Annotated in this window: 18 protein-coding genes and 1 pseudogene; 11 read left to right on the forward strand and 8 right to left on the reverse strand. The window is 64.2% G+C overall.

Going from position 1 to position 20161, the window contains the following annotated elements; genetic code table 11:
- The first annotated feature begins 11 nt into the window (after positions 1–11).
- Together H3221_RS07075 and adeC are read left to right on the forward strand one after the other, a co-directional pair.
- Positions 12–3155 (forward strand): efflux RND transporter permease subunit, encoded by a 3144-nt coding sequence (locus H3221_RS07075; RefSeq protein ID WP_196473509.1) that lies wholly within the window; start codon positions 12–14, stop codon positions 3153–3155.
- Positions 3152–4585, forward strand: a complete 1434-nt coding sequence (adeC, locus tag H3221_RS07080; RefSeq protein ID WP_196473508.1) for an AdeC/AdeK/OprM family multidrug efflux complex outer membrane factor — start codon at positions 3152–3154, stop codon at positions 4583–4585. Before H3221_RS07075 ends, adeC begins: the two co-directional genes overlap by 4 nt.
- A 179-nt stretch (positions 4586–4764) precedes the next feature.
- Here the strand turns inward: adeC and H3221_RS07085 are convergent, their stop codons facing one another.
- From H3221_RS07085 to H3221_RS07100, 4 genes are all read right to left on the reverse strand, one after another.
- Complete coding sequence (locus H3221_RS07085; protein ID WP_196473507.1) at positions 4765–5358, reverse strand: HAD family hydrolase; 594 nt, start codon at positions 5356–5358, stop codon at positions 4765–4767.
- Positions 5355–6224: an acyl-CoA thioesterase II gene (gene tesB / locus H3221_RS07090; protein ID WP_196473506.1), complete on the reverse strand. Its 870-nt coding sequence runs from the start codon at positions 6222–6224 to the stop codon at positions 5355–5357. Before tesB ends, H3221_RS07085 begins: the two co-directional genes overlap by 4 nt.
- A 170-nt stretch (positions 6225–6394) precedes the next feature.
- The gene (locus tag H3221_RS07095; RefSeq protein ID WP_196473505.1) at positions 6395–7984 is read right to left on the reverse strand and encodes a SagB/ThcOx family dehydrogenase; all 1590 of its coding nucleotides are present in this window, start codon (positions 7982–7984) and stop codon (positions 6395–6397) included.
- Positions 7981–8541, reverse strand: a complete 561-nt coding sequence (locus tag H3221_RS07100) for a GNAT family N-acetyltransferase (protein WP_196473504.1) — start codon at positions 8539–8541, stop codon at positions 7981–7983. Before H3221_RS07100 ends, H3221_RS07095 begins: the two co-directional genes overlap by 4 nt.
- Before the next feature lie 81 nt (positions 8542–8622).
- Here H3221_RS07100 and H3221_RS07105 point away from each other — a divergent pair.
- The 5 genes and pseudogenes from H3221_RS07105 to H3221_RS07125 form a co-directional block, all read left to right on the forward strand.
- Positions 8623–8779, forward strand: a pseudogene (locus tag H3221_RS07105) (histone deacetylase); the annotation flags it as partial.
- 34 nt (positions 8780–8813) lie between these two features.
- Positions 8814–9431: a PAQR family membrane homeostasis protein TrhA gene (trhA, locus tag H3221_RS07110; protein ID WP_196473503.1), complete on the forward strand. Its 618-nt coding sequence runs from the start codon at positions 8814–8816 to the stop codon at positions 9429–9431.
- A gap of 196 nt (positions 9432–9627) precedes the next feature.
- Positions 9628–10710, forward strand: a complete 1083-nt coding sequence (locus H3221_RS07115; RefSeq protein ID WP_196473502.1) for an L-dopachrome tautomerase-related protein — start codon at positions 9628–9630, stop codon at positions 10708–10710.
- A 247-nt stretch (positions 10711–10957) separates the two neighbouring features.
- Positions 10958–11878 carry a histone deacetylase family protein gene (locus tag H3221_RS07120; RefSeq protein WP_196473501.1) on the forward strand — a complete coding sequence of 307 codons (921 nt, stop codon included), beginning with the start codon at positions 10958–10960 and terminating at the stop codon, positions 11876–11878.
- Positions 11879–11938: 60 nt separating this feature from the next.
- Positions 11939–12763 carry a class I SAM-dependent methyltransferase gene (locus H3221_RS07125; protein WP_196473500.1) on the forward strand — a complete coding sequence of 275 codons (825 nt, stop codon included), beginning with the start codon at positions 11939–11941 and terminating at the stop codon, positions 12761–12763.
- 15 nt (positions 12764–12778) lie between these two features.
- Here the strand turns inward: H3221_RS07125 and H3221_RS07130 are convergent, their stop codons facing one another.
- Positions 12779–13912 (reverse strand): aminotransferase class V-fold PLP-dependent enzyme, encoded by a 1134-nt coding sequence (locus H3221_RS07130; RefSeq protein WP_196473499.1) that lies wholly within the window; start codon positions 13910–13912, stop codon positions 12779–12781.
- Positions 13913–14025: 113 nt separating this feature from the next.
- Between H3221_RS07130 and H3221_RS07135 the strand changes: the two genes are divergently transcribed.
- The 4 genes from H3221_RS07135 (at position 14026) to H3221_RS07150 (ending at position 17284) form a co-directional block, all read left to right on the forward strand.
- A complete protein-coding gene (locus tag H3221_RS07135) occupies positions 14026–15261 on the forward strand; it encodes a TIGR03862 family flavoprotein (protein ID WP_196473498.1) in 1236 nt (411 codons plus the stop codon).
- Positions 15262–15388: 127 nt separating this feature from the next.
- Positions 15389–16390, forward strand: a complete 1002-nt coding sequence (locus H3221_RS07140) for a response regulator (RefSeq protein ID WP_196473497.1) — start codon at positions 15389–15391, stop codon at positions 16388–16390.
- A 4-nt stretch (positions 16391–16394) separates the two neighbouring features.
- Positions 16395–16832, forward strand: coding sequence for a PAS domain-containing protein (locus H3221_RS07145; protein WP_196473496.1), 438 nt, complete (start codon positions 16395–16397; stop codon positions 16830–16832).
- A gap of 89 nt (positions 16833–16921) precedes the next feature.
- The gene (locus H3221_RS07150; protein WP_196473495.1) at positions 16922–17284 is read left to right on the forward strand and encodes a VOC family protein; all 363 of its coding nucleotides are present in this window, start codon (positions 16922–16924) and stop codon (positions 17282–17284) included.
- Positions 17285–17363: 79 nt separating this feature from the next.
- Here the strand turns inward: H3221_RS07150 and H3221_RS07155 are convergent, their stop codons facing one another.
- The 3 genes from H3221_RS07155 to H3221_RS07165 all read right to left on the reverse strand — a co-directional run bounded on the left by H3221_RS07155 (position 17364) and on the right by H3221_RS07165 (position 20093).
- The gene (locus tag H3221_RS07155; RefSeq protein WP_196473494.1) at positions 17364–18707 is read right to left on the reverse strand and encodes a DEAD/DEAH box helicase; all 1344 of its coding nucleotides are present in this window, start codon (positions 18705–18707) and stop codon (positions 17364–17366) included.
- Positions 18708–18861: 154 nt separating this feature from the next.
- Positions 18862–19461: a 3'-5' exonuclease gene (locus H3221_RS07160; protein ID WP_196473493.1), complete on the reverse strand. Its 600-nt coding sequence runs from the start codon at positions 19459–19461 to the stop codon at positions 18862–18864.
- A gap of 152 nt (positions 19462–19613) precedes the next feature.
- Positions 19614–20093 (reverse strand): LabA-like NYN domain-containing protein, encoded by a 480-nt coding sequence (locus H3221_RS07165; protein ID WP_075749683.1) that lies wholly within the window; start codon positions 20091–20093, stop codon positions 19614–19616.
- Between the last annotated feature and the right edge of the window lie 68 nt (positions 20094–20161).

Genomic DNA, 20161 nt, shown 5'->3' on the forward strand with positions numbered 1-20161 from the left:
AGAAGTACTGAATGTCCAGATTCTTTATCGACCGGCCGATCTTCGCCTGGGTGATCGCCCTGGTGATCATGCTGGCGGGTGGCCTGTCCATCCTCAAGCTGCCGATCAACCAGTACCCGAGCATCGCGCCGCCTGCCGTTGCCATCCAGGTCAGCTACCCGGGCGCCTCGGCGCAGACAGTGCAGGACACCGTGGTGCAGGTGATCGAGCAGCAGCTCAACGGTATCGACGGCCTGCGCTATGTCAGCTCGTCGAGCAACTCCGACGGCAGCATGGAAATCATCGTGACCTTCGAACAGGGGGTTAACCCGGACATTGCCCAGGTTCAGGTGCAGAACAAGCTGCAATTGGCGACACCGCTGCTGCCACAGGAAGTCCAGCAACAGGGCATCCGCGTGACCAAGTCGGTGCGCAACTTCCTGATGGTCATCGGCGTGGTGTCGAATGACGGCAGCATGACCCGCGAAGACCTGTCCGACTACATCGTCTCCAACCTGCAGGACCCGATCTCGCGGACCAAGGGCGTCGGCGACTTCCAGGTGTTCGGTGCGCAGTACGCCATGCGTATCTGGCTCGACCCGGCCAAGCTCAACAGCTTCCAGCTGACTCCGGTTGACGTGCGCAGCGCCATCCAGGCGCAGAACGTGCAGGTCTCCTCTGGCCAGTTTGGCGGCCTGCCTGCGGTACCGGGCAATCAGCTCAACGCGACCATCATCGGCAAAACGCGCCTGCAGACTCCGGAAGAGTTCCGCAAGATTCTGCTCAAGGTGCAGGCCGACGGCTCCCAGGTACGCCTGGGTGACATTGCCAAGGTCGAGCTGGGCGGCGAGAACTACGCCATCAACGCGCAGTTCAACGGCCTGCCGGCATCCGGTCTGGCGATTCGCCTGGCCACCGGTGCCAACGCCCTGGATACCGCCAAGGCAGTGCGTGAAACCATCTCCAATCTCGAGCCGTTCTTCCCGGCCGGCATGGAAGTGGTCTTCCCCTACGACACCACGCCGGTGATCTCGGCCTCCATCGAAGGGGTGGTGCACACCCTGTTCGAGGCCATCGTGCTGGTGTTCCTGGTGATGTTCCTGTTCCTGCAGAACCTGCGCGCCACCATCATTCCGACCATGGCGGTGCCGGTGGTGCTGCTCGGCACCTTCGGTATCCTTGCCGCGTTCGGTTTCTCCATCAACACCCTGACCATGTTCGCCATGGTCCTGGCCATCGGCCTGCTGGTGGACGATGCCATCGTGGTGGTGGAAAACGTTGAGCGGGTGATGCGCGAGGATGGACTGTCACCCAAGGAAGCGACGCGCAAGTCCATGGGGCAAATCCAGGGCGCACTGGTGGGCATTGGCCTGGTGCTCTCGGCAGTATTCTTACCAATGGCGTTCTTCGGCGGCTCCACCGGGGTGATCTACCGGCAGTTCTCCATCACCATCGTCTCAGCCATGGCTCTGTCGGTGCTGGTGGCGCTCATCTTTACCCCGGCGCTGTGCGCCACCCTGCTCAAGCCCATCGACGGCGATCACCACGAGGCCAAGCGCGGCTTCTTCGGCTGGTTCAACCGCACCTTCGAGCGCGGCAGCAATGCCTATCAGCGCGGCGTTGCGGGCATGATCAAGCGCAAGGCACCCTACCTGCTGCTGTACCTGGTGATCGTCATCATCATGGCGTGGATGTTCACCCGCATCCCCACCGCCTTCCTCCCAGAGGAAGACCAGGGCGTGCTCTTCGCCCAGGTGCAGACACCGTCCGGCTCCAGTGCCGAGCGTACTCAGGTGGTGGTCGACGAAATGCGCCAATACCTGCTGGAAGACGAGGCGAGCACGGTCAAGTCGGTGTTCACCGTCACTGGCTTCAACTTCGCCGGCCGTGGTCAGAGCTCCGGTATGGCCTTCATCATGCTCAAGCCCTGGGGGGAACGCCCGGGTGAAGAGAATGGCGTAGCCGCGCTGGCGCAACGTGCGCAGATGCACTTCTTCAGCTTCCGCGATGCGATGGTGTTCGCCTTCGCCCCGCCTGCGGTCATGGAGATGGGTAACGCCACCGGCTTCAACTTCTTCCTGCAGGATCAGGCGGGTGTTGGCCACCAGGTGATGAACGAGGCACGCGACAAGTTCCTGCAGCTGGCCAACCAGCACCCGGTGCTCGACAGCGTGCGTGCCAACGGCCTGCGCGACGAGGCGCAGTACCAGTTGCTGATTGATGACGAGCGCGCCCGTGCCCTCGGCCTGTCGCTGGCGGATATCAACAGCACCCTGTCGATTGCCTGGGGTGCCAGTTACGTCAACGACTTCATCGATCGCGGTCGAGTGAAGAAGGTCTACCTGCAGGGTGTGTCCGAAGCACGCATGAGCCCGGAAGACCTGAACAAGTGGTACGTGCGCAACGATCAGGGCCGTATGGTGCCGTTCAGCGCCTTCGCCAGCGGTGAATGGACCTACGGTGCGCCGAAGCTGGCGCGCTACAACGGCGTGTCGGCGGTGGAAATCCTCGGTGCTCCGGCGCCCGGCTACAGCACCGGTGATGCCATGGCCGCCGTCGAGGAAATCGCCTCGCAGCTGCCCCAGGGCGTCGGCTACTCCTGGACCGGGTTGTCCTACGAGGAGCGCCTGGCAGGCTCGCAGACCACTGCATTGTTCGTCATCTCCGCCATCGTGGTGTTCCTGTGCCTGGCAGCCCTGTACGAGAGCTGGTCGATCCCGTTCGCGGTGATGCTGGTGGTGCCGCTGGGGATCATCGGTGCGCTGCTGTTCACCGAGTTGCGTGGCCTGTCCAACGACGTGTTCTTCAAGGTTGGTCTGCTCACCACCATCGGTCTGTCGGCGCGTAACGCGATTCTCATCGTCGAGTTCGCCAAGGCCCAGTACGAGCAGGGCATGACCTTCGCCGAAGCCGCCATCGAAGCCTGCCGCATGCGTCTGCGCCCGATCATCATGACCTCGCTGGCGTTCATCCTCGGCTGTCTGCCGCTGGCCATCGCCAGCGGTGCTGGCGCCGGCAGCAAGCACGCCATCGGCACCGGGGTGATCGGCGGCATGCTCAGCGCGATGATCCTGGCGATCTTCTGGATTCCGCTGTTCTACGTAGTGGTCTGCTCGATTTTCGAGAAGAAGCGCCCCGAGCCGACCCGTGAAAACGAGAAGGAGGTACTGCAATGAAGCAGTCCCTGTTGTCCCTGGCCGTGGCCGCCGCTCTGCTCAGCGGCTGCAGCCTGATTCCCGACTATGAGCGCCCGGACGCTCCGGTGGCCGCCGACTGGCCGCAAGGCGAAGCCTATGGCAGCGCCGCCAGCGAAGGCCGCCGTGCGGCGGCCGACCTGCAATGGCGCGAGTTCTTCCGCGACCCGGCGCTGCAGCAACTGGTGCAGGTGGCACTGGAAAACAACCGCGACCTGCGCGTTGCTGCGCTGAACGTCGAAGCTTATCGCGCGCTGTACCGCATCCAGCGTGCCGACCTGCTGCCTTCGGTTTCCGCCGACGGCGCCGGCACTCGCCAGCGCCTGCCTGCCGACCTGAGCCAGACCGGCGAAGCCCGCACCAGCGGTCAGTACAGCGCGACACTGGGCGTCAACGCCTGGGAGCTGGACTTCTTCGGCCGTATCCGCAGCCTCAGCGAGCAGGCCCTGCAGCAGTACCTGGCGACCGAACAGGCCCAGCGCAGCACGCAGATCAGCCTGGTCGCCAGCGTCGCCAGCGCCTACCTGCAATGGCAGGCGGACCAGGCGCTGCTGCAGCTGACCCGGGACACCCTGAAGACCTTCGAGGAAAGCTACCAGCTGACTCAGCGCAGCTTCGACGTCGGTGTCGCCGATGCCCTGGCCCTGAGCCAGGCACGCAGCGCGGTGGACAGCGCACGCGTCAGCCTGGCGCAATACCAGCGCCTGGTCGCTCAGGATCGCAACGCCCTGACTCAACTGCTCGGCACTGGCCTACCGGCCGATCTGCCGCAGGGGCTGAAGCTCAATGCAGAACTGCTGGAACAGGTGCCGGCTGGCCTGCCCGCCGACCTGCTGCAGCGTCGCCCCGACCTGCTGCAGGCCGAGTACCAGCTCAAGGCCGCCAACGCCAATATCGGCGCGGCGCGTGCGGCGTTCTTCCCCAGCATCAGCCTGACCGCCAATGCCGGTACCGCCAGCAGCCAGTTGTCCGGCCTGTTCGACGGCGGCTCGGGTACCTGGCTGTTCCAGCCGCAGATCAGCCTGCCGATCTTCAACGCCGGTCGTCTGCGCGCCAACCTCGACTATGCCGAACTGCAGAGCGATATCCGCGTCGCCGAGTACGAGAAAGCCATTCAGGTGGCTTTCCAGGAAGTCGCTGACCGCCTCGCCGCACGTACCACCTACCGCCAGCAACTGGACGCCCAGCGTGCCCTGCTGGAAACCACCGAGACCTATTACGACCTGGCCGAACGCCGCTACCGCACCGGCGTGGACAGCTACCTGACCCTGCTCGACGCCCAACGTCAGCTGTTCAGCGTGCGCCAGCAACTGATCGCCGACCGCCTGGCCCAGCTCAGCAGCGAAGTGGAGTTGTACAAGGCCCTGGGTGGTGGCTGGAGCAATACGGGGAGCCACACCCCACAAGGTTGATCGCGCGTGACCCGCTTCAAGGACGACCTTATCCAACGCGCCGCCCCCGCAGTCTTTGCGGGGGCGTTTTTTTACGCGGTCTGACGAGACCGGGCTGCATACCGTAGCCCGGATGAAATCCGGGTGCAGTTGGCGCTGCCTGGGCGGCGCGGCATGGACAGCATCACGCTGGTGCGCCCTCAGCTCAGCTCGGCCAGCAACTGCGCGCAGTCATGCGCATGTAACTCTGTCAGCTCCGGCCAGGGGTTGTCCGACAGGTTGACCAGCACGCTGCGCGCGCCAGCGGCCTGGGCGCACTCCAGGTCGAAGCGGTAGTCGCCAACCATTACCAGATCACGCGGCCTGACGCGCCAGCGCTCGGCCAGGTGCAGCAATCCGCCCGGATGGGGTTTGGGCGGCGCTTCATCGCGGCCGAGAACGTCCGCCGTGGCGAAGCAGTCATCCAGACCGATGGCCTGCAGCGTCAGCAGCGCCAGTTCGTAAGCATTGCGGGTCAGGATACCGAGCTGGCAGCCACGCTCGCTCAGGGTACGCACCAGCTCGATGGCACCTGGTGCCGGGCGCGAGGCCACCGCCAGCTCGCGTTCATGCTCCAGCAGCCAGGCATGCTTCTGCGCGGCCTCCTGCGCCGGCAGCGCCGCCAGGTGATGGAGAATGTCGTCCTCCTGGGGAATGCCCAGCGTCCGCTTGATCGCCGGAAAATCGTGCACCGCCAGGGTCAGGGTGCCGTCCATGTCGAACACCCAGTGACGCACCTCACGCAGTGTCTTCACTTCCAGTCCTCACGCACGCGGGTCAGGCCTTCCTGGGCGACGGAGGCCACCAGTTCGCCCTGACGGTTGTAAATGCTGGCGCGGGAGAAACCACGGGCATTGCCGGCCCAGGGGCTGTCCATGGCGTACAGCAGCCAGTCGTCCATTCGCAGGTTGCGGTGGAACCACAGCGAATGGTCAAGGCTGGCCACCTGCATGAATTTCTGGAACACCGACACACCGTGGGGCTGCATCGAGGTGGTCAGCAGGTTGAAGTCACTGGCGTAAGCCAGCAGGTACTTGTGCAGCTGCGGGTCGTCAGGCAGCTCGCCGGCGGCGCGGAACCACACGTACTTGACCGGATCGCAGGGTTGCGGGGCAAACGGGTTGATCAGGGTAACCGGGCGAATCTCGATAGGCTTGTCGCTGATCGCACGCTCACGCATGCGCTCGGGAATCATCGGCGCGACCATGCGCGCCAGCTCGGTTTCCGACTTCAGGTCCTCGGGGCCGGGGACCTCCGGCATCTGACTCTGATGGTGGAAGCCCTCTTCGTCATACTGAAACGAGGCGCTGCAGAAGAAGATCGGCTTGCCCTTCTGCACCGCCACCACGCGACGGGTGCTGAAGCTGCCACCATCGCGGGTGCGCTCGACCTGATAAACCACCGGCAGGCTGGCATCGCCCGGGCGCAGGAAGTAGCCGTGCATGGAGTGCACGTGGCGCGCTTCCTCGACCGTCTGACTGGCGGCGGAAATGCATTGGCCAAGCACCTGGCCGCCGAACAACTGGCGAAAACCGAGATCCTGGCTGCGGCCACGGAACAGGTTTTCCTCGATCTGTTCCAGGCTCAGCAGCGCGACCAGATCGTCGAGTACCTGGGTCATGGAGTCTCTCCTTGTGCAGGGGGTAACAGAACGTTGAAAAACTACCTGCGTTGGCAACACTGCGTTAAAAACGCCCTCAAAATGCTCGTTTAGTATACTAAACTGCGCTCTTTCGGTCGTTTTTGCGGGGCCGCCATCGGTATTGTCTTGCCTGCCTCGCCTACGTTTTTTCAACGGTCTGGTAATCGCGGTTGGGAATAGGCCGGCAGGGACGTCAGACGTTCATCCCATACAGCGCGGCCAAGGGTGAAATGGTAAAGACTTTGCCAGCCGCTGTCGGCATCTCCGAGCAATTCCCGCAAAGCATCGTCGAAATAACACCCAATGCCAGTGCCGGAAAGCCCGGCCGCTTCGGCCTCCAGATAGAGCAGCTGACCAATCAGGCCACATTCCCAGTAGAGCCTGGGATAACGCCAATTGCCATTGGCAACAGTGCTCTCCACCCGCGCCAGCATGGCCAGGGCCACACAACCGTCGGCGGCAATATCCTGACCGCAACTGAGAAAGCCCGCCAGACCACGGGCGTCGCCTTCGAGCAGACGGTACAGCGGCAGTTCGTCGTCCACCCGCTGCCACAGATAGTCCTCGCGCAGCGGCTGCACGCCGCTGCCCGTGCGATCCAGCCAGTACAGACCGGGCGCCAGGCCCTGCACACGATGAACGAACAGCAGTAGGTCGATCTCGCTCGGCTCACCGGTGACGGCGAACGGCACCGGCGATTGCACCGGCATCAGGCGGCGCAGCCAGGCCAGCAGCAGTGCAGCCTGAATACCGCTGCGGCCGTCCATGCTCTGCGCACTGCGCCGGCGATGCAGGATGGGCCTCAAGGGCAGGCCGGGGTTGTCATTGCGAACAGCAGCAACATCTACGCTCCAGGCGGCGCGAGGACGTGCCGGTGCACGGCATAGCCCATGTATGCGCTGCAGCTCGGGCCAGCGGCGATAATCGCGTGACAGACGATTGGGCACCCCGGCCCGCTCAAGCTGCGCCAGCCCGGTCAGCAGGGGCTCGGGCAGCGCGAACTCCATCGTCTGCGCCGGGCCGATCCACAGCAGACAGTCGCCATGTTCGGCCTCATGAAAGCCCTCATCATCCAGCCCCAGCAGGCCGTCCAGATGCACTTCGGCCACGCCATGCAGCATGCGCACCTGCCAGCCCTGCACGCTGGCGGCGATGGCCAGCGCAGCCAGGGCATGGCCGAGATCGTGCTGACAGTAGCGGTAGGCCCGCTCGCCATACTTCCAGGCTTCGCGCCAGGCAATGCTACTCAGGCCAAGAAGACAACCACCCGGCGGCAGGCTGTTGGCAAGCTGCTGGCCGAGCGGCGCAGGCAGGTCACAGCGCACCTCCAGCGCATGCAGATCCGGCGCGTAATGCGCCAGCACACCGCTTTCATCGACGACACCCGGCGGCAGCAGCAGATAAGCCTCGGTCGGGTGCAGGTTGCCAGACGACGGGTTGACCCGCAGCGCCCAGCGGTTGCCGCCGGCCTCCTTCCAGGCGGAAATGGCCAGGCTGTCGTACAGCAGTTGCGAGACGCTGGCTCGATTCAGTGGCGCGGGCGGCGTTTGCGCTCCGGCGAAAGCGCAGTCGTAAGCCGGCCCCTCCTCCAGCGGGCGGTGGTACAGCTCGATCAGCCGAGCCCCCTCGTAACGGCGAAAGGGCGCTGGCTGGGTCGCCCAGTCCAGTTGTCCCGGCCCTGGCGCGAAGCGCTCAGGTGCGTGTTTGCTGAGTTGGTGGTAGGCGAGCACGTCAGTCATCGCTGCGCCTCCCACTGCTCGCGGCTTATTCGGTAGAGCACGTGCAGTTGCAAAGGATGACCAGCCGGCACGCGCGGATGGAGAAAATCGGCGGCCTCGTCACGCTGCATGCCGAGAGTACGCATCACCGCCTGCGACGGCAGATTGGCCGGCACAGTGAAGCTCAGTACCTCGTCCAACCCAAGCTGCTCGAAGGCCACGGCCAGTGAAGCGCGCGCCGCCTCGCGGGCATAGCCTTGACGCCAGTGCGCCCGCGCCAGGCGCCAGCCGATTTCCACCGCCGGTACGAACGGCGCGTCGAAACCGACCTGCGCCAGCCCGGTGACGCCGATCAGCTCGCCCGTGTCGCGCCGCTCCAGCGCCCAGAAGCCAAAACCGTGCTCATCGAAGTGCGTGCGTATGCGCGCCAACAAGTGCGCGCTCTGCTCGGCGTCCAGAGGAGCGGGAAAATGGCGCATCACCTCGGCATCGGCATTGAGTGCGACCAGCGCCGACAGATCACTGTCGCGCCAGGTGCGCAGCAGCAGGCGCTCAGTGGAGGTTTCGATCAGGGGCATGGCGATTGTCTCGATTGGCTGCGAGCATAGGGCGTCGACTCGATGAGCACTTATTGTAAGCCGCTTACAGCCCGCCTTTCCCGCCTGCTGCGCGAGCATCTGGTCGACAGCGGCCTGACCACCGATGCTGAACTGCATCGTCCCGAACGGTCTCCAGCGGAGGTCCCCGCCCTCCAACTACGGGGCTTGCTACATGGCTGGCGAGCTGTCATACGAAAACCCGCGCAGAAAAGGTCTGGCAAAGCCAGGCGTAACGGAAGACCGCAGATAGCATGTACCACGGAGAAAAATTCAACGCCTGGAGCCACCTGATCGGCGCTGTGCTTGCAGCCATCGGTGCGGTATGGCTGCTGGCATTGGCCAGCTCCACGGGCGATCTCTGGAAGATCGTCGCGGTGGCCATCTACGGCGTCACCCTGCTATTGCTGTACAGCATCTCCACTCTCTACCACAGCATGCGTGGCCCGGCGAAACGGGTGATGCAAAAACTCGATCACCTGTCGATCTACCTGCTCATTGCCGGCAGTTACACCCCTTTCTGTCTGGTAACCTTGCGCGGCCCGTGGGGCTGGAGCTTGTTCGGCATCGTATGGAGCCTTGCGCTGATCGGCATGCTGCAGGAAATCAAACCCCGTTCCGAAGCACGCGTGCTCTCGTTGATCATCTACGCGGTGATGGGCTGGATCGTACTGGTGGCAGTAAAACCCTTGATCGCCGCCCTGGGCATGACCGGTTTCACATGGCTGGCGGCTGGCGGCGTGCTCTACACCGTGGGCATCATATTCTTCGCCTACGACAGTCGCTTTCGCCATTGGCATGGCATCTGGCACCTGTTCGTCATGGCCGGCAGCCTGCTGCACTTCGTGGCGATTCTGTTCTACGTGCTGTGACGACTTTCGTGCGCCGATTGAAAGACGTTCAACCTGGCCAGTCTTTTTCATCTTTGCTGATAAAGCCACACTGGACCTCACTGCCTACCGGCCTCAGGGCGAATATTCGCCGCCATCAATCACCGAGGCAGCCGCAACGGCGAATAACGCTTGTGTAGCGCATTCGCCTTTCCCAGCGCACAACAGGAAACCTGTCATGACGTCTCTTTCTCGCCCCATCCGCCGGGCAGCCAGCGCTACCCTGCTGGCTCTTTCCATACCGTTCTTCAACTCGGCCCTTGCAGCCAAGGTCGGCGACCTGGAAGTAGTCGCCGAACTACCGATCCGCCCCGGCAACGTCGCCCCCAGCGCGGACAACCGGGTGTTTGCCACGGTCCATCCCCTGGGTGCGCCCGCTGCCGCTCAACTGATCGAAATCACCGGCCGCGACAGCTACAAGCCCTGGCCCAACAGCACGGTGCAACGCGGCACCGCCGCTGCCAACGATGCGCAGATCGATACGCCGCTGGGTATCGCCATCGATGGCAAGAACCGCCTGTGGATAACCGACATGGGCCTGAACCTGGGCAAAACACGTCTGTGGGGCTTCGATATTGCGACTGGCGATGAGTTGTATCGCATCGAGCTGCCTGCCGATATCGCGCCCAAAGGCAGCTTCATTCAGGATCTAGCCGTCGACGACAACGCTGGCTGGATCTACCTGGCGGACATTGCCAATCCCGGCCTGATCGCCGTGGAAATCAGCAGCGGAAAGACGCGGCGCTTCAGCGGCCATGCCGCGCTGCAAGCAGAGCCCGACGCCAGGATGATCATCGGCGGCGTGCCAATCCAGTTCCAGGGCAAACCAGCCAACGTGGCGGTCAATCCGATCACCCTGTCGGCCGACCATGCCACCCTGTATTTCGGCGCCATGAACGGCAAGACCTGGTATTCGTTGCCCAGCAAGCTGCTGCGTGACGGCGCCAGCGACGAGCAAATCGCGGCTGCCATACAGCGAGTCGGGGCCAAGCCCGTTTCCGACGGCGCCGGCACCGACGCCAAGGGCCGGCATTTTTTCACCAACCTCAACGACAACGGCATCGACCTGCTCGATACCGATGGCACGCTCAAGCCGCTGGTACGCGACGCCCGACTGGACTGGCCGGACAGCGTACATGTCGGTCACGACGGCTGGCTGTATATCTCGGTCAATCAGCTATACAAAACCCCGGCCTTCACCGGTGGCACCGACAGCGGCAAACCGCCTTATCGCGTGATGCGCGTGTGGCCGGGAGAATAAGCCTGCCCGCGTCATCCGTGCCCTGACGGTGATCATCGAAGCGACTTCGGTTCGGTCACCGATTACAGCACCAGGATCATTGCCCACCAGGCCACTCGTCCATAGCATTGGCTCCGTCCGCCGCTGTGGACGAGTGGCCGTCAGCGCAGAGTGTCAGCTGTCGCTCGAAGCAGGTTTCGATCAGGGGCATGGAGATTGCCTCGATTGGCTGCGACCATAGGCCGTCGATTCGATGAGCACTTAGTCCATGCCGCTACCTTTGGTCTACCACGAGGATTACAGCCCGCCGTTTCCGGTCGGGCATCGTTTCCCCATGGAAAAATTCCGCCTGCTGCGCGATCACCTGATCGACAGTGGCCTGACCACCGATGCCGAGCTGCAACGCCCCGAGCTGTGCTCCGCAGAAATCCTCGCCCTGGTTCACTGCCCGGACTACATCGCCCGTTACATGGCCGGCGAGCTGTCATATGAAGACCAGCGCCGCCTCGGCCTGCCCTGGAGCGATGCCCTGGCGCGGCGAACCGTGCGCGCCGTGGGCGGCTCGCTGCTGACCGCCGAACTGGCGCTGCGTCATGGCCTGGCCTGCCACCTGGCCGGTGGCACGCACCACGCGCACTACGACTTCCCCTCGGGCTTCTGCATCTTCAACGACCTGGCGGTGATCGCCCGCTACCTCCTCGAAGCGGGCCGTGTGCACCGGGTACTGATCTTCGATTGCGACGTGCATCAGGGCGACGGCACCGCGCGGCTGCTGGAAGACGAGCCGGATGCCGTTACCGTGTCACTGCATTGCGAGCAGAACTTCCCGGCACGCAAGGCTCAAAGCGACTGGGACATCCCCCTGCCGCGCGGCATGGGCGACGAGGATTACCTCAAGGTGGTGGACGACATACTCAATTACCTGCTGCCGATCTATCAGCCGGACCTGGTGCTCTACGACGCGGGCGTCGATGTGCACAAGGACGATGCTCTGGGCTACCTGCAACTCACCGACGCGGGCCTGGCCGCCCGTGACGAAGCCGTGCTGCAGCACTGCCTGGGCCGCGATATTCCGGTGCTGGGGGTGATCGGCGGCGGCTACTCCAGGGATCACGCCGCCCTCGCCCGCCGCCACGGCATCCTGCACCACAGCGCGGCAAAGGTGTGGGCGGCGCGTGGGTTGGGTTGACGAGCACACCTCACGATACCTCGGCATAATCGTGTTTTATCCCTAAATGGAAACAGCGTCATGGATGACTCATTCGAGCTGAACAAGGCCAACTGGAACGAACGCGCCGCACTGCACGCAGCCTCGCCCGACTATCAGGTGCAGACATTCATCGAGTCGGCCGAACACCTGTCCGATGTCGTGCGCTTCGATCTGCCTCGCCTCGGAGATATCCGAGGGCTGGAGGCACTCCATCTGCAATGCCATATCGGCACCGATACCCTGTCACTGGCCCGCCTGGGCGCGCGGCTCACCGGCCTGGACTTTTCCTGCGCCTCGCTGGAGCAGGCACTGCGCCTGGCTGAGGCCTGCCAGCAGGGCATACGCTTCGTCGAAGCCTCGGTCTACGACGCCGCACGCGTGCTCGGCGAGCAGCGCTACGAGCTGGTCTACACGAGCATCGGCGCCCTCAACTGGCTGCCCCGCATCGATGATTGGGCGCGGAACGTCTCGGCCCTGCTCAAGCCCGGTGGGCGGCTTTTTCTGCGCGAGGCGCACCCCATTCTGCTGAGCCTGGACGAGACGTGCGAGGACGAACTGCGCATCGCCCATCCGTACTTCGAACACCGCGAACCATTGGTCTGGGATGACGAGCAGACTTACGTGCAGACCAATGCGACGCTGACCGCCACCGTGACCCACGAATGGAATCACGGCCTGGGTGAGATCATCTCGGCTTTGCTGCGTCATGGTATGACGCTCACCGCCCTGGAAGAACACGACTGCGTGCCCTGGGAAGCGCTGCCCGGACAGATGCAGCTGGGCGCAGACGGCGAATGGCGCCTGCGTTCAGGGCCCGAGCGCCTGCCGCTGAGCTACACGCTGCAGGCCATGAAGAATCGCTGACGAACCCAGCCCAGGTCAGCCGGCCAGCACCTTGTCCAACGCCTGCTCCAGCGTTGCCACGGTGCGGTCGATGTTACCGAGCTTGTCCAGTCCGAACAGGCCGAGGCGGAAGGTCTGGAAGTCCGCCGGCTCGTCGCATTGCAGCGGCACGCCGGCGGCGATCTGCAGGCCGATGGCGGCGAACTTGGCGCCGTTCTTGATCTGCGCGTCGTCGGTGTAGCAAACCACCACCCCCGGCGCTTCGAAGCCCTTGGCCGCGACGCTCCTGAAACCACGCGCAGCCAAAAGCGCACGCACCCGGTCGCCCAGCTCCTGCTGTTGCTCGCGCACCCTGCCAAAACCGAGGGTCTTGGCCTCGAGCATGGCATCGCGGAAACGCGCCAGGGCGTCGCTGGGCATGGTGGCGTGGTAGGCATGGCCGCCCTGCTCGTAGGCTTGCATGATCTGCAGCCACTTCTTCAGGTCGCAGGCGAAGCTGGTGCTCTGGGTCGCTTCGACACGCGCCTGAGCCGCTTCACTCATCATCACCAGGGCGCAGCAGGGCGAGGCGCTCCAGCCTTTCTGCGGGGCGCTGATCAGCACGTCGATGCCACAGGCCTGCATGTCCACCCAGAGGGTGCCGGAGGCAATGCAGTCGAGCACGAACAGGCCGCCGACGGCGTGCACCGCGTCGCTCACCGCACGCAGGTAATCGTCCGGCAGGATCATGCCCGAGGAGGTTTCCACATGCGGGGCGAACACCACCTGTGGTTTCTCGGCGGCGATGGTGGTCAGCACTTCGTCCAGCGGCGCCGGGGCGAAGGCCGCCTGCGGGCCGTCAGCCACCGGACGCGCCTTGAGCACGTGCGCCTCGGCGGGAATCCGGCCCATGTCGAAGATCTGCGTCCAGCGGTAGCTGAACCAGCCGTTGCGGATCACCAGGCACGTCTGATCGGTCGCCAACTGCCGCGCCACTGCCTCCATGCCATAGGTGCCGCTGCCCGGCACGATCGCTACGGCATGGGCGTTGTAGACCTGTTTCAGGGTGGCGGAGATATCGCGCATCACGCCCTGGAACGACTGCGACATATGGTTCAGCGAGCGGTCGGTGTAGACCACCGAATATTCGATCAGGCCATCGGGATCGATGTCGGGGCAGATCTGGGACATAACGGGCTCCAGCCGAAAAGGTTCGCCCAGAACCTGCCCTAAGCCTGAGCAAATGACAAGGCCAGGGAGCACTCGGGTAGAATACGCGGCCATCCCCTGACCATCCTGCCGCCATGACCACAGCCACCCAGCCCACCGCTCATCACGTCGCCATCATCGGCGGCGGCCCTGCCGGGCTGATGGCTGCCGAAGTGCTGGCGCAAGGCGGCGTGCGCGTGGAGCTGTTCGATGCCATGCCCTCGGTGGGGCGTAAATTCCTGCTGGCCGGCGTCGGCGGCATGAACATCACCCACGCCGAGCCCAAGGACGCCTTCATCGGCCGTTATGGCGAGCGCCAGACCGAAGTCGCGGCACTGCTGCGCGAGTTCGACGCCGATGCCTTGCGCGCCTGGATCCACGGCCTGGGCATCGACACCTTCGTCGGCACCTCCGGCCGCGTATTCCCCACCGACATGAAGGCTGCGCCGCTGCTGCGCGCCTGGCTGCGCCGCCTGCGCGAGCAGGGCGTGACGATCCACACGCGCAGCCGCTGGCTGGGCTGGAACGATGACGGCAGCCTGCGTATCGCCAGTGTGGACGGCGACCGCGCACTGGCCGCCGACGCCTGCCTGCTGGCACTGGGCGGCGGCAGCTGGGCGCGGCTGGGTTCCGACGGCGCCTGGACGGCCCTGCTGCAAGCGCGCGGTGTCGAGGTGGCGGTGCTGAAACCGAGCAACTGCGGTTTCGAGGTCGCCGGCTGGAGCGAGTATCTGCGAGACAAGTTCGCCGGTGCGCCGCTGAAGAACGTCGCCCTCAGCCTGCCCGACCAGGCGCCTCGCGTCGGCGAGTTCGTGCTGACTGCTGGCGGTATCGAAGGCAGCCTGGTGTACGCCTTTTCCGCCGACATGCGCCGCACCATCGAGGCCGATGGCCAGGCCGTGATCAGCCTCGACCTACTGCCACAGATGCCGCTGGCAAAACTGCAACAGGCGCTGGCCAAACCGCGCGGTAAACACTCGATGGCCAAGCATCTGCATCGCCAGGCCGGTCTCGACGGGGTGAAGGCGGCCCTGCTGCGTGAACTGGCGCCGGCCGCAGCCTTTGCCGAACCAGCCGATCTGGCGACCTGGATCAAGGCGCTGCCAATCACCCTGTTGCGCACCCGACCGCTGGACGAGGCCATCAGCAGCGCCGGCGGCGTGCCCTTCGCGGAGCTGGACGCCGGCCTGATGCTCAAGACCCTGCCCGGCGTGTTCTGCGCCGGCGAGATGCTCGACTGGGAAGCGCCCACCGGCGGCTACCTGCTGACCGCCTGCTTCGCCAGCGGCCGGGTAGCGGCGCGGGGCGTGCTGAACTGGCTCGGGCGATAGGCAATTCGTAGCCCGGATGCAATCCGGGGCATCCTCCAGACATTCCCCGGATTGCATCCGGGCTACTGCGCCGCGTGGCTGCGTCTATGCTCAGAATTGGCGCTTCCCACACAGGTAATTCCCCGCCGTGATCCCGCTGCTGGTCTGTGACGACTCCAACATGGCGCGCAAGCAATTGATCCGCGCGCTGCCGGCTGAGTGGCCGGTTTCCCTCAGCCAGGCCAGCAACGGCGAAGAGGCGCTGGCATCGATCCGCCAGGGGTTGGGCCAGGTCATGCTGCTCGACCTGACCATGCCGGTGCTCGATGGCTACCAGACCCTGGCCGCACTGCGCGCTGAAGGGCTCAGCAGCCAGGTCATCGTGGTGTCCGGCGACGTGCAGGAAGAAGCCGTACGCCGCGTACGTGAACTGGGCGCCCTGGCCTTCCTCAAGAAACCCGCCGACCCCGAGATCCTGCGCCAGACACTGATCGACCTGAAGCTGTTCGACCCGCAGGCCACGCCAGCGGCACAGGCCCAGGCCGCTGCACTGTCGGAACTCAAGGTCAGCTTCCGCGATGCCCTGCGCGAAGTCAGCAACGTCGCCATGGGCCGCGCCGCCGCGCTACTGGCCAAGGTACTGGGAGTGTTCGTGCAATTGCCGGTGCCGCAGGTGAACATCTTCGAAGTCAGCGAACTGCACATGACCCTGCTCGACGCCCAACGCGGCGAGCGCTTCAGCGCCATCTGCCAGGGCTTCATCGGCGAGGCCATCGCCGGCGAGGCGCTGCTGCTGTTCCATGACTCGGAAGTGGACGACATGGCGCGCCTGCTCGGCTGGCAACCGGAGAACGAAGCACAAACCTCGGAAATGCTGCTGGACCTGGCCAGCATCCTGATCGGTGCGTGCCTGGCCGGCGTCGCCGAGCAACTCGACTTACGCTTCTCCCAGGGCCACCCGCAGTTGCTCGGCCAGCATGCCAGTCTCGACCAGCTGATCCAGGTCAACCGCCAGCGCTGGCGCAAGACCCTGGCCGTGGAGATCAGCTACAGCCTGGAAGGCCATGCCATCCACTTCGACCTGCTGTTGTTGTTCACCGAAGATTCGATCAAACGCCTGACCGACAAGATCGGCTACCTGATGGAGTGAGGCGATGCCCGCACAGATCGATATCAAGGAAGTTCACTGGCTGCTCGACATCGTGCAATGCATCGACGTCGGTGTGGTGGTGCTCGACCGCCAATACCGCGTCGAAGTGTGGAATGCCTTCATGGAGAACCACTCCGGGCTTGGCCCGGACAAGGTACAGGGGCGCTCGTTGTTCGAGTTGTTCCCGGACATTGACCGGCCCTGGCTGGAGCGCAAGGTGGAAAGCGTGGTGCAATTGGGCACCCGCGCTTTCAGCCTGTGGCAGCAACGCCCGTACCTGATGCGTTTCAAGAGTTACCAGCCGATCACCGGCCAGGCCGATTTCATGTACCAGAACGTCACCCTGTTGCCGCTGGCTGGCCAGCCGGTAGAACATGTGTGTCTGGTGATCTACGACATGACCGCTGCTGCCGTGGCGGCACTAGCGCAACCGGCTCGATGAAACCGCCGTAGCCCGGATGCAATCCGGGGCCGGTGCCAGGTGCTCCCGGATTGCATCCGGGCTATGGTTCTGACGAAAAAGGGATTTACATGCTGCGCAGCGTTGAACTGAAAACCTTCGTCCCGGCACGGGACTTCGAACTGAGCAAGGACTTCTACCAGACGATGGGCTTCAAGCTCGGCTGGGCGGACGAACAGCTGGCCTACTTCAGCCACGGCGAGCACTGCGCCTTTCTGCTGCAGAACTTCTACGTGAAGGAACAGGCGGAGAACTTCGTCATGCATCTGCTGGTGGAAGAAGTCGATGCCTGGTGGGAGCACATTCAAGCAGCCCGCCTGGATGAACGGTTCGACACGCGAGTGATCGCGCCGCAGGATCAGCCCTGGGGCATACGCGAGTTCATGGTGTTCGACCCCAGCGGCGTGCTGTGGCGCATCGGCCAGAATACCTGAGCCTCATTGGCGGACAAGCTTCGCGTTGTTCGCCCTGCGCACTTTCGCCGCTAAAGCCCCTCCCACATGGCAAGCCCCCCTATTTCTTGCCGCCCTTGGGCTTGCTGCCGAAGCTCGGCACCTTGCGCACCGCCTTGGCCTTGGGCTTGGCGTCTTCTTCCTCGAACCAGCGGCCGAGGTGGATATTGCCCTTGCCGGCCGGTTTGCCCGCGCCAGGGATCAGTTTCTGCTTGGGCTTCTTGGGTTTTTTCAGCACCTGACCACCGACCGCCGTCTGCGGTACGCGGTGATCGGGAATGAAGTCCGGCTCGTCGACGCGCTTGATCAATTGCTGGGTCAGGTTCTCGATCGCCGCCAGCTGATCCACCTCGTCAGCGCAGACCAGGGAAATCGCCTCGCCCGTAGCGCCAGCACGCCCCGTGCGGCCAATGCGGTGTACGTAGTCTTCGGCATTGATCGGCAGGTCGAGGTTGACCACCAGCGGCAGGTCGTCGATGTCCAGGCCACGCGCGGCCACGTCGGTGGCCACCAGAATCTGCACCTCGCCGGCCTTGAAGCGCTCCAGCGCACGCAGGCGGCTCGGCTGCGGCTTGTCGCCGTGAATCGAATCGGCCGATACGCCTATCGCCAGCAGTTCCTGCTCGAGCTGATCGACGCCCTTGCGGGTTTTGGCGAACACCAGCACCTGGCCCCAGCGGTTTTCCTGCAGCAGATGCAGGAACAACTCGCTCTTGCGCTTCTTGTCCACCGGAATCAGCCACTGTTTGACGCTCTTGGCGGCGGCGTTGCGTGGGCTTACTTCCACTGACAACGGGTCGCGCAGCAACTCGCCGGCCATCTGCCGGATGGCATCGGAGAAGGTGGCGGAGAACAGCAGGGTCTGGCGCTTTTTCGGCAGTGCACTGAACAGCTCATCCAGCTCGCGGGCAAAACCCAGGTCGAGCATGCGGTCGGCCTCATCCAGCACCAGGGTCTGCAACTGGGAGAACTTCACCGCATTCTGCCGATACAGGTCGAGCAGCCGCCCCGGCGTGGCCACCAGCACGTCGACACCCTTGCGCAGCCTCATCATCTGCGGGTTGATGCTGACCCCGCCGTACACCGCATAGCTGGTCAGGGGCAGGTGCTGGCCGTAGCTCAAAAAGCTCTGCAGTACCTGCTCGGCCAACTCGCGGGTTGGCGTCAGCACCAGCGCACGCACGCTGTTGCCGGCGACCTGCGGGCCTTCCAGGGTCAGGCGCTGCAGCAGCGGCAGGGCGAAACCAGCGGTTTTGCCGGTGCCGGTCTGCGCCGCGGCCATCAGATCACGGCCCTTGAGTACGGCTGGGATGGCCTGAGTCTGCACCGGGGTCGGCGTCTGATAGTCGAGATCAGCAAGGGTATGCAGCAACGGCTCGATCAAACCGAGGGAGGCGAAGGTCATGAAGGGTAACCGCAGGAAGTAGAAGAACTGGCGAGTAGTTTACCCGTGCCAACCCGCTTGTAGGAGCCCGCTTGCGGGCGATTGGCAGCGGATCGCCCGCAAGCGGGCTCCTACACAAGAAGCGACGTACTGCACGGCCCGAATGTAATCCAGGCTACGCCGCGGCCAGCAGCGCCCGTACCTTGGCAGCTGACAGATTCTGCAACTGACAGAGAAAGGCATGGTCGGCCTGGTACCGGCCATGGCGCTCACGCAGCAGGCCGAACAGATGCAACGTCAGGTTCGCTGCCATCTCGGCATCGGCCAGGGCGCGGTGAGCACGGCCGGTGTCCGGCAAGCCGGCCCAAGCGTTGAGATTGCCCAGCTTGTGGCTAGGTGCCTCGGGCAACAGACGTCGAGATAGCAGCAGCGAGCAGGCGAAGGGCTGCGCACGACGACGGCGCACACGCGCCAGTTCGGCGTCCCAGAACTTCTGGTCGAAGGACGCGTTATGCGCCAGCAGCGGCCTTTCCCCGATGAAGTTGGCCACCTCGTTCATCACCTGATCCGACGGCGGCGCGTTGCGCAGCATGGCGTTGCTGATACCGGTGAGCTGCTCGATGAATGGCGGCACCCAGGCGCCGCTATTCATCAGGCTCTGGTAGCGGTCGACGATGCGCCCGTCCTCGATGATCGCCACGCCGATCTCGGTGGCGCGCGCCTGGCTCGGCGACACGCCGGTGGTTTCGAAGTCGATGACAGCGATGGATTCCAAATAAAACCTCAGAGCGTGTTGAGAAGTCGTCGCAAGCGAAGGCAGGTCGGGTTTCGCCTGCGCGCAGCAAGCGGAGTGTATTGAAATAAATGAGCATTGCGAGCACAGCCGAAGCGCGGGATGCCGAACGCAGTAGACCTGCTTACAAGTTCTCAGTGATTGCGCAGCAACAGTTCACCCTCGATAGGTACGTACAAGCTGGCGGCGCGGATCAGCGACTGCGCCGTCAGCCCGGGCGCGCCATAGGCGATGGCCTCGACACCGCGGCTGCGCACGCGCTCGAGCAGCAAGTCGAAATCGCCATCGCCAGAGGCCAGAACGATCTCGTCGACGCGCTCGACGGCATCGAGCACGTCGATGGTGATGCCGACGTCCCAGTCGCCCTTGGCCGAGCCGTCGCTGCGCTGGATGTAGGGTTTGAGCTTCACGGTGAAGCCCAGCTTGCGCAGGATCTGCTGGAACTGCTGCTGCTTGGCGTCGCCACGGTCGATGGCGTAGGCGTACGCTTCGACGATCACACCACGGCGACTGACCTCGGCCCACAGCACGCTGTAGTCGAAGTGGCAGCCATAGACCTGGCGAACCGTGTAGTAGAGGTTCTGCACATCGGCGAATACGGCGATCTTCTTCACCGGGAGTCCTCGGGGGCAACGAAGCCGTCAGTATGCCAGAGCTGGGCCGCGGATGCGGCCGAGGCTGG

Source organism: Pseudomonas chaetocerotis (genome assembly GCF_015712105.2).
In the GTDB taxonomy this organism is placed as follows: Bacteria; Pseudomonadota; Gammaproteobacteria; order Pseudomonadales; family Pseudomonadaceae; genus Aquipseudomonas; species Aquipseudomonas chaetocerotis.

Excerpts from the sequence above, each read along its gene's own strand:
- H3221_RS07075 (WP_196473509.1), top strand. The coding sequence starts at position 12 with ATGTCCAGATTCTTTATCGACCGGCCGATCTTCGCCTGGGTGATCGCC.
- adeC (WP_196473508.1), top strand. The coding sequence starts at position 3,152 with ATGAAGCAGTCCCTGTTGTCCCTGGCCGTGGCCGCCGCTCTGCTCAGC.
- tesB (WP_196473506.1), bottom strand. The coding sequence starts at position 6,224 with ATGACCCAGGTACTCGACGATCTGGTCGCGCTGCTGAGCCTGGAACAG.
- H3221_RS07095 (WP_196473505.1), bottom strand. The coding sequence starts at position 7,984 with ATGACTGACGTGCTCGCCTACCACCAACTCAGCAAACACGCACCTGAG.
- H3221_RS07100 (WP_196473504.1), bottom strand. The coding sequence starts at position 8,541 with ATGCCCCTGATCGAAACCTCCACTGAGCGCCTGCTGCTGCGCACCTGG.
- trhA (WP_196473503.1), top strand. The coding sequence starts at position 8,814 with ATGTACCACGGAGAAAAATTCAACGCCTGGAGCCACCTGATCGGCGCT.
- H3221_RS07115 (WP_196473502.1), top strand. The coding sequence starts at position 9,628 with ATGACGTCTCTTTCTCGCCCCATCCGCCGGGCAGCCAGCGCTACCCTG.
- H3221_RS07120 (WP_196473501.1), top strand. The coding sequence starts at position 10,958 with ATGCCGCTACCTTTGGTCTACCACGAGGATTACAGCCCGCCGTTTCCG.
- H3221_RS07125 (WP_196473500.1), top strand. The coding sequence starts at position 11,939 with ATGGATGACTCATTCGAGCTGAACAAGGCCAACTGGAACGAACGCGCC.
- H3221_RS07130 (WP_196473499.1), bottom strand. The coding sequence starts at position 13,912 with ATGTCCCAGATCTGCCCCGACATCGATCCCGATGGCCTGATCGAATAT.
- H3221_RS07135 (WP_196473498.1), top strand. The coding sequence starts at position 14,026 with ATGACCACAGCCACCCAGCCCACCGCTCATCACGTCGCCATCATCGGC.
- H3221_RS07145 (WP_196473496.1), top strand. The coding sequence starts at position 16,395 with ATGCCCGCACAGATCGATATCAAGGAAGTTCACTGGCTGCTCGACATC.
- H3221_RS07150 (WP_196473495.1), top strand. The coding sequence starts at position 16,922 with ATGCTGCGCAGCGTTGAACTGAAAACCTTCGTCCCGGCACGGGACTTC.
- H3221_RS07155 (WP_196473494.1), bottom strand. The coding sequence starts at position 18,707 with ATGACCTTCGCCTCCCTCGGTTTGATCGAGCCGTTGCTGCATACCCTT.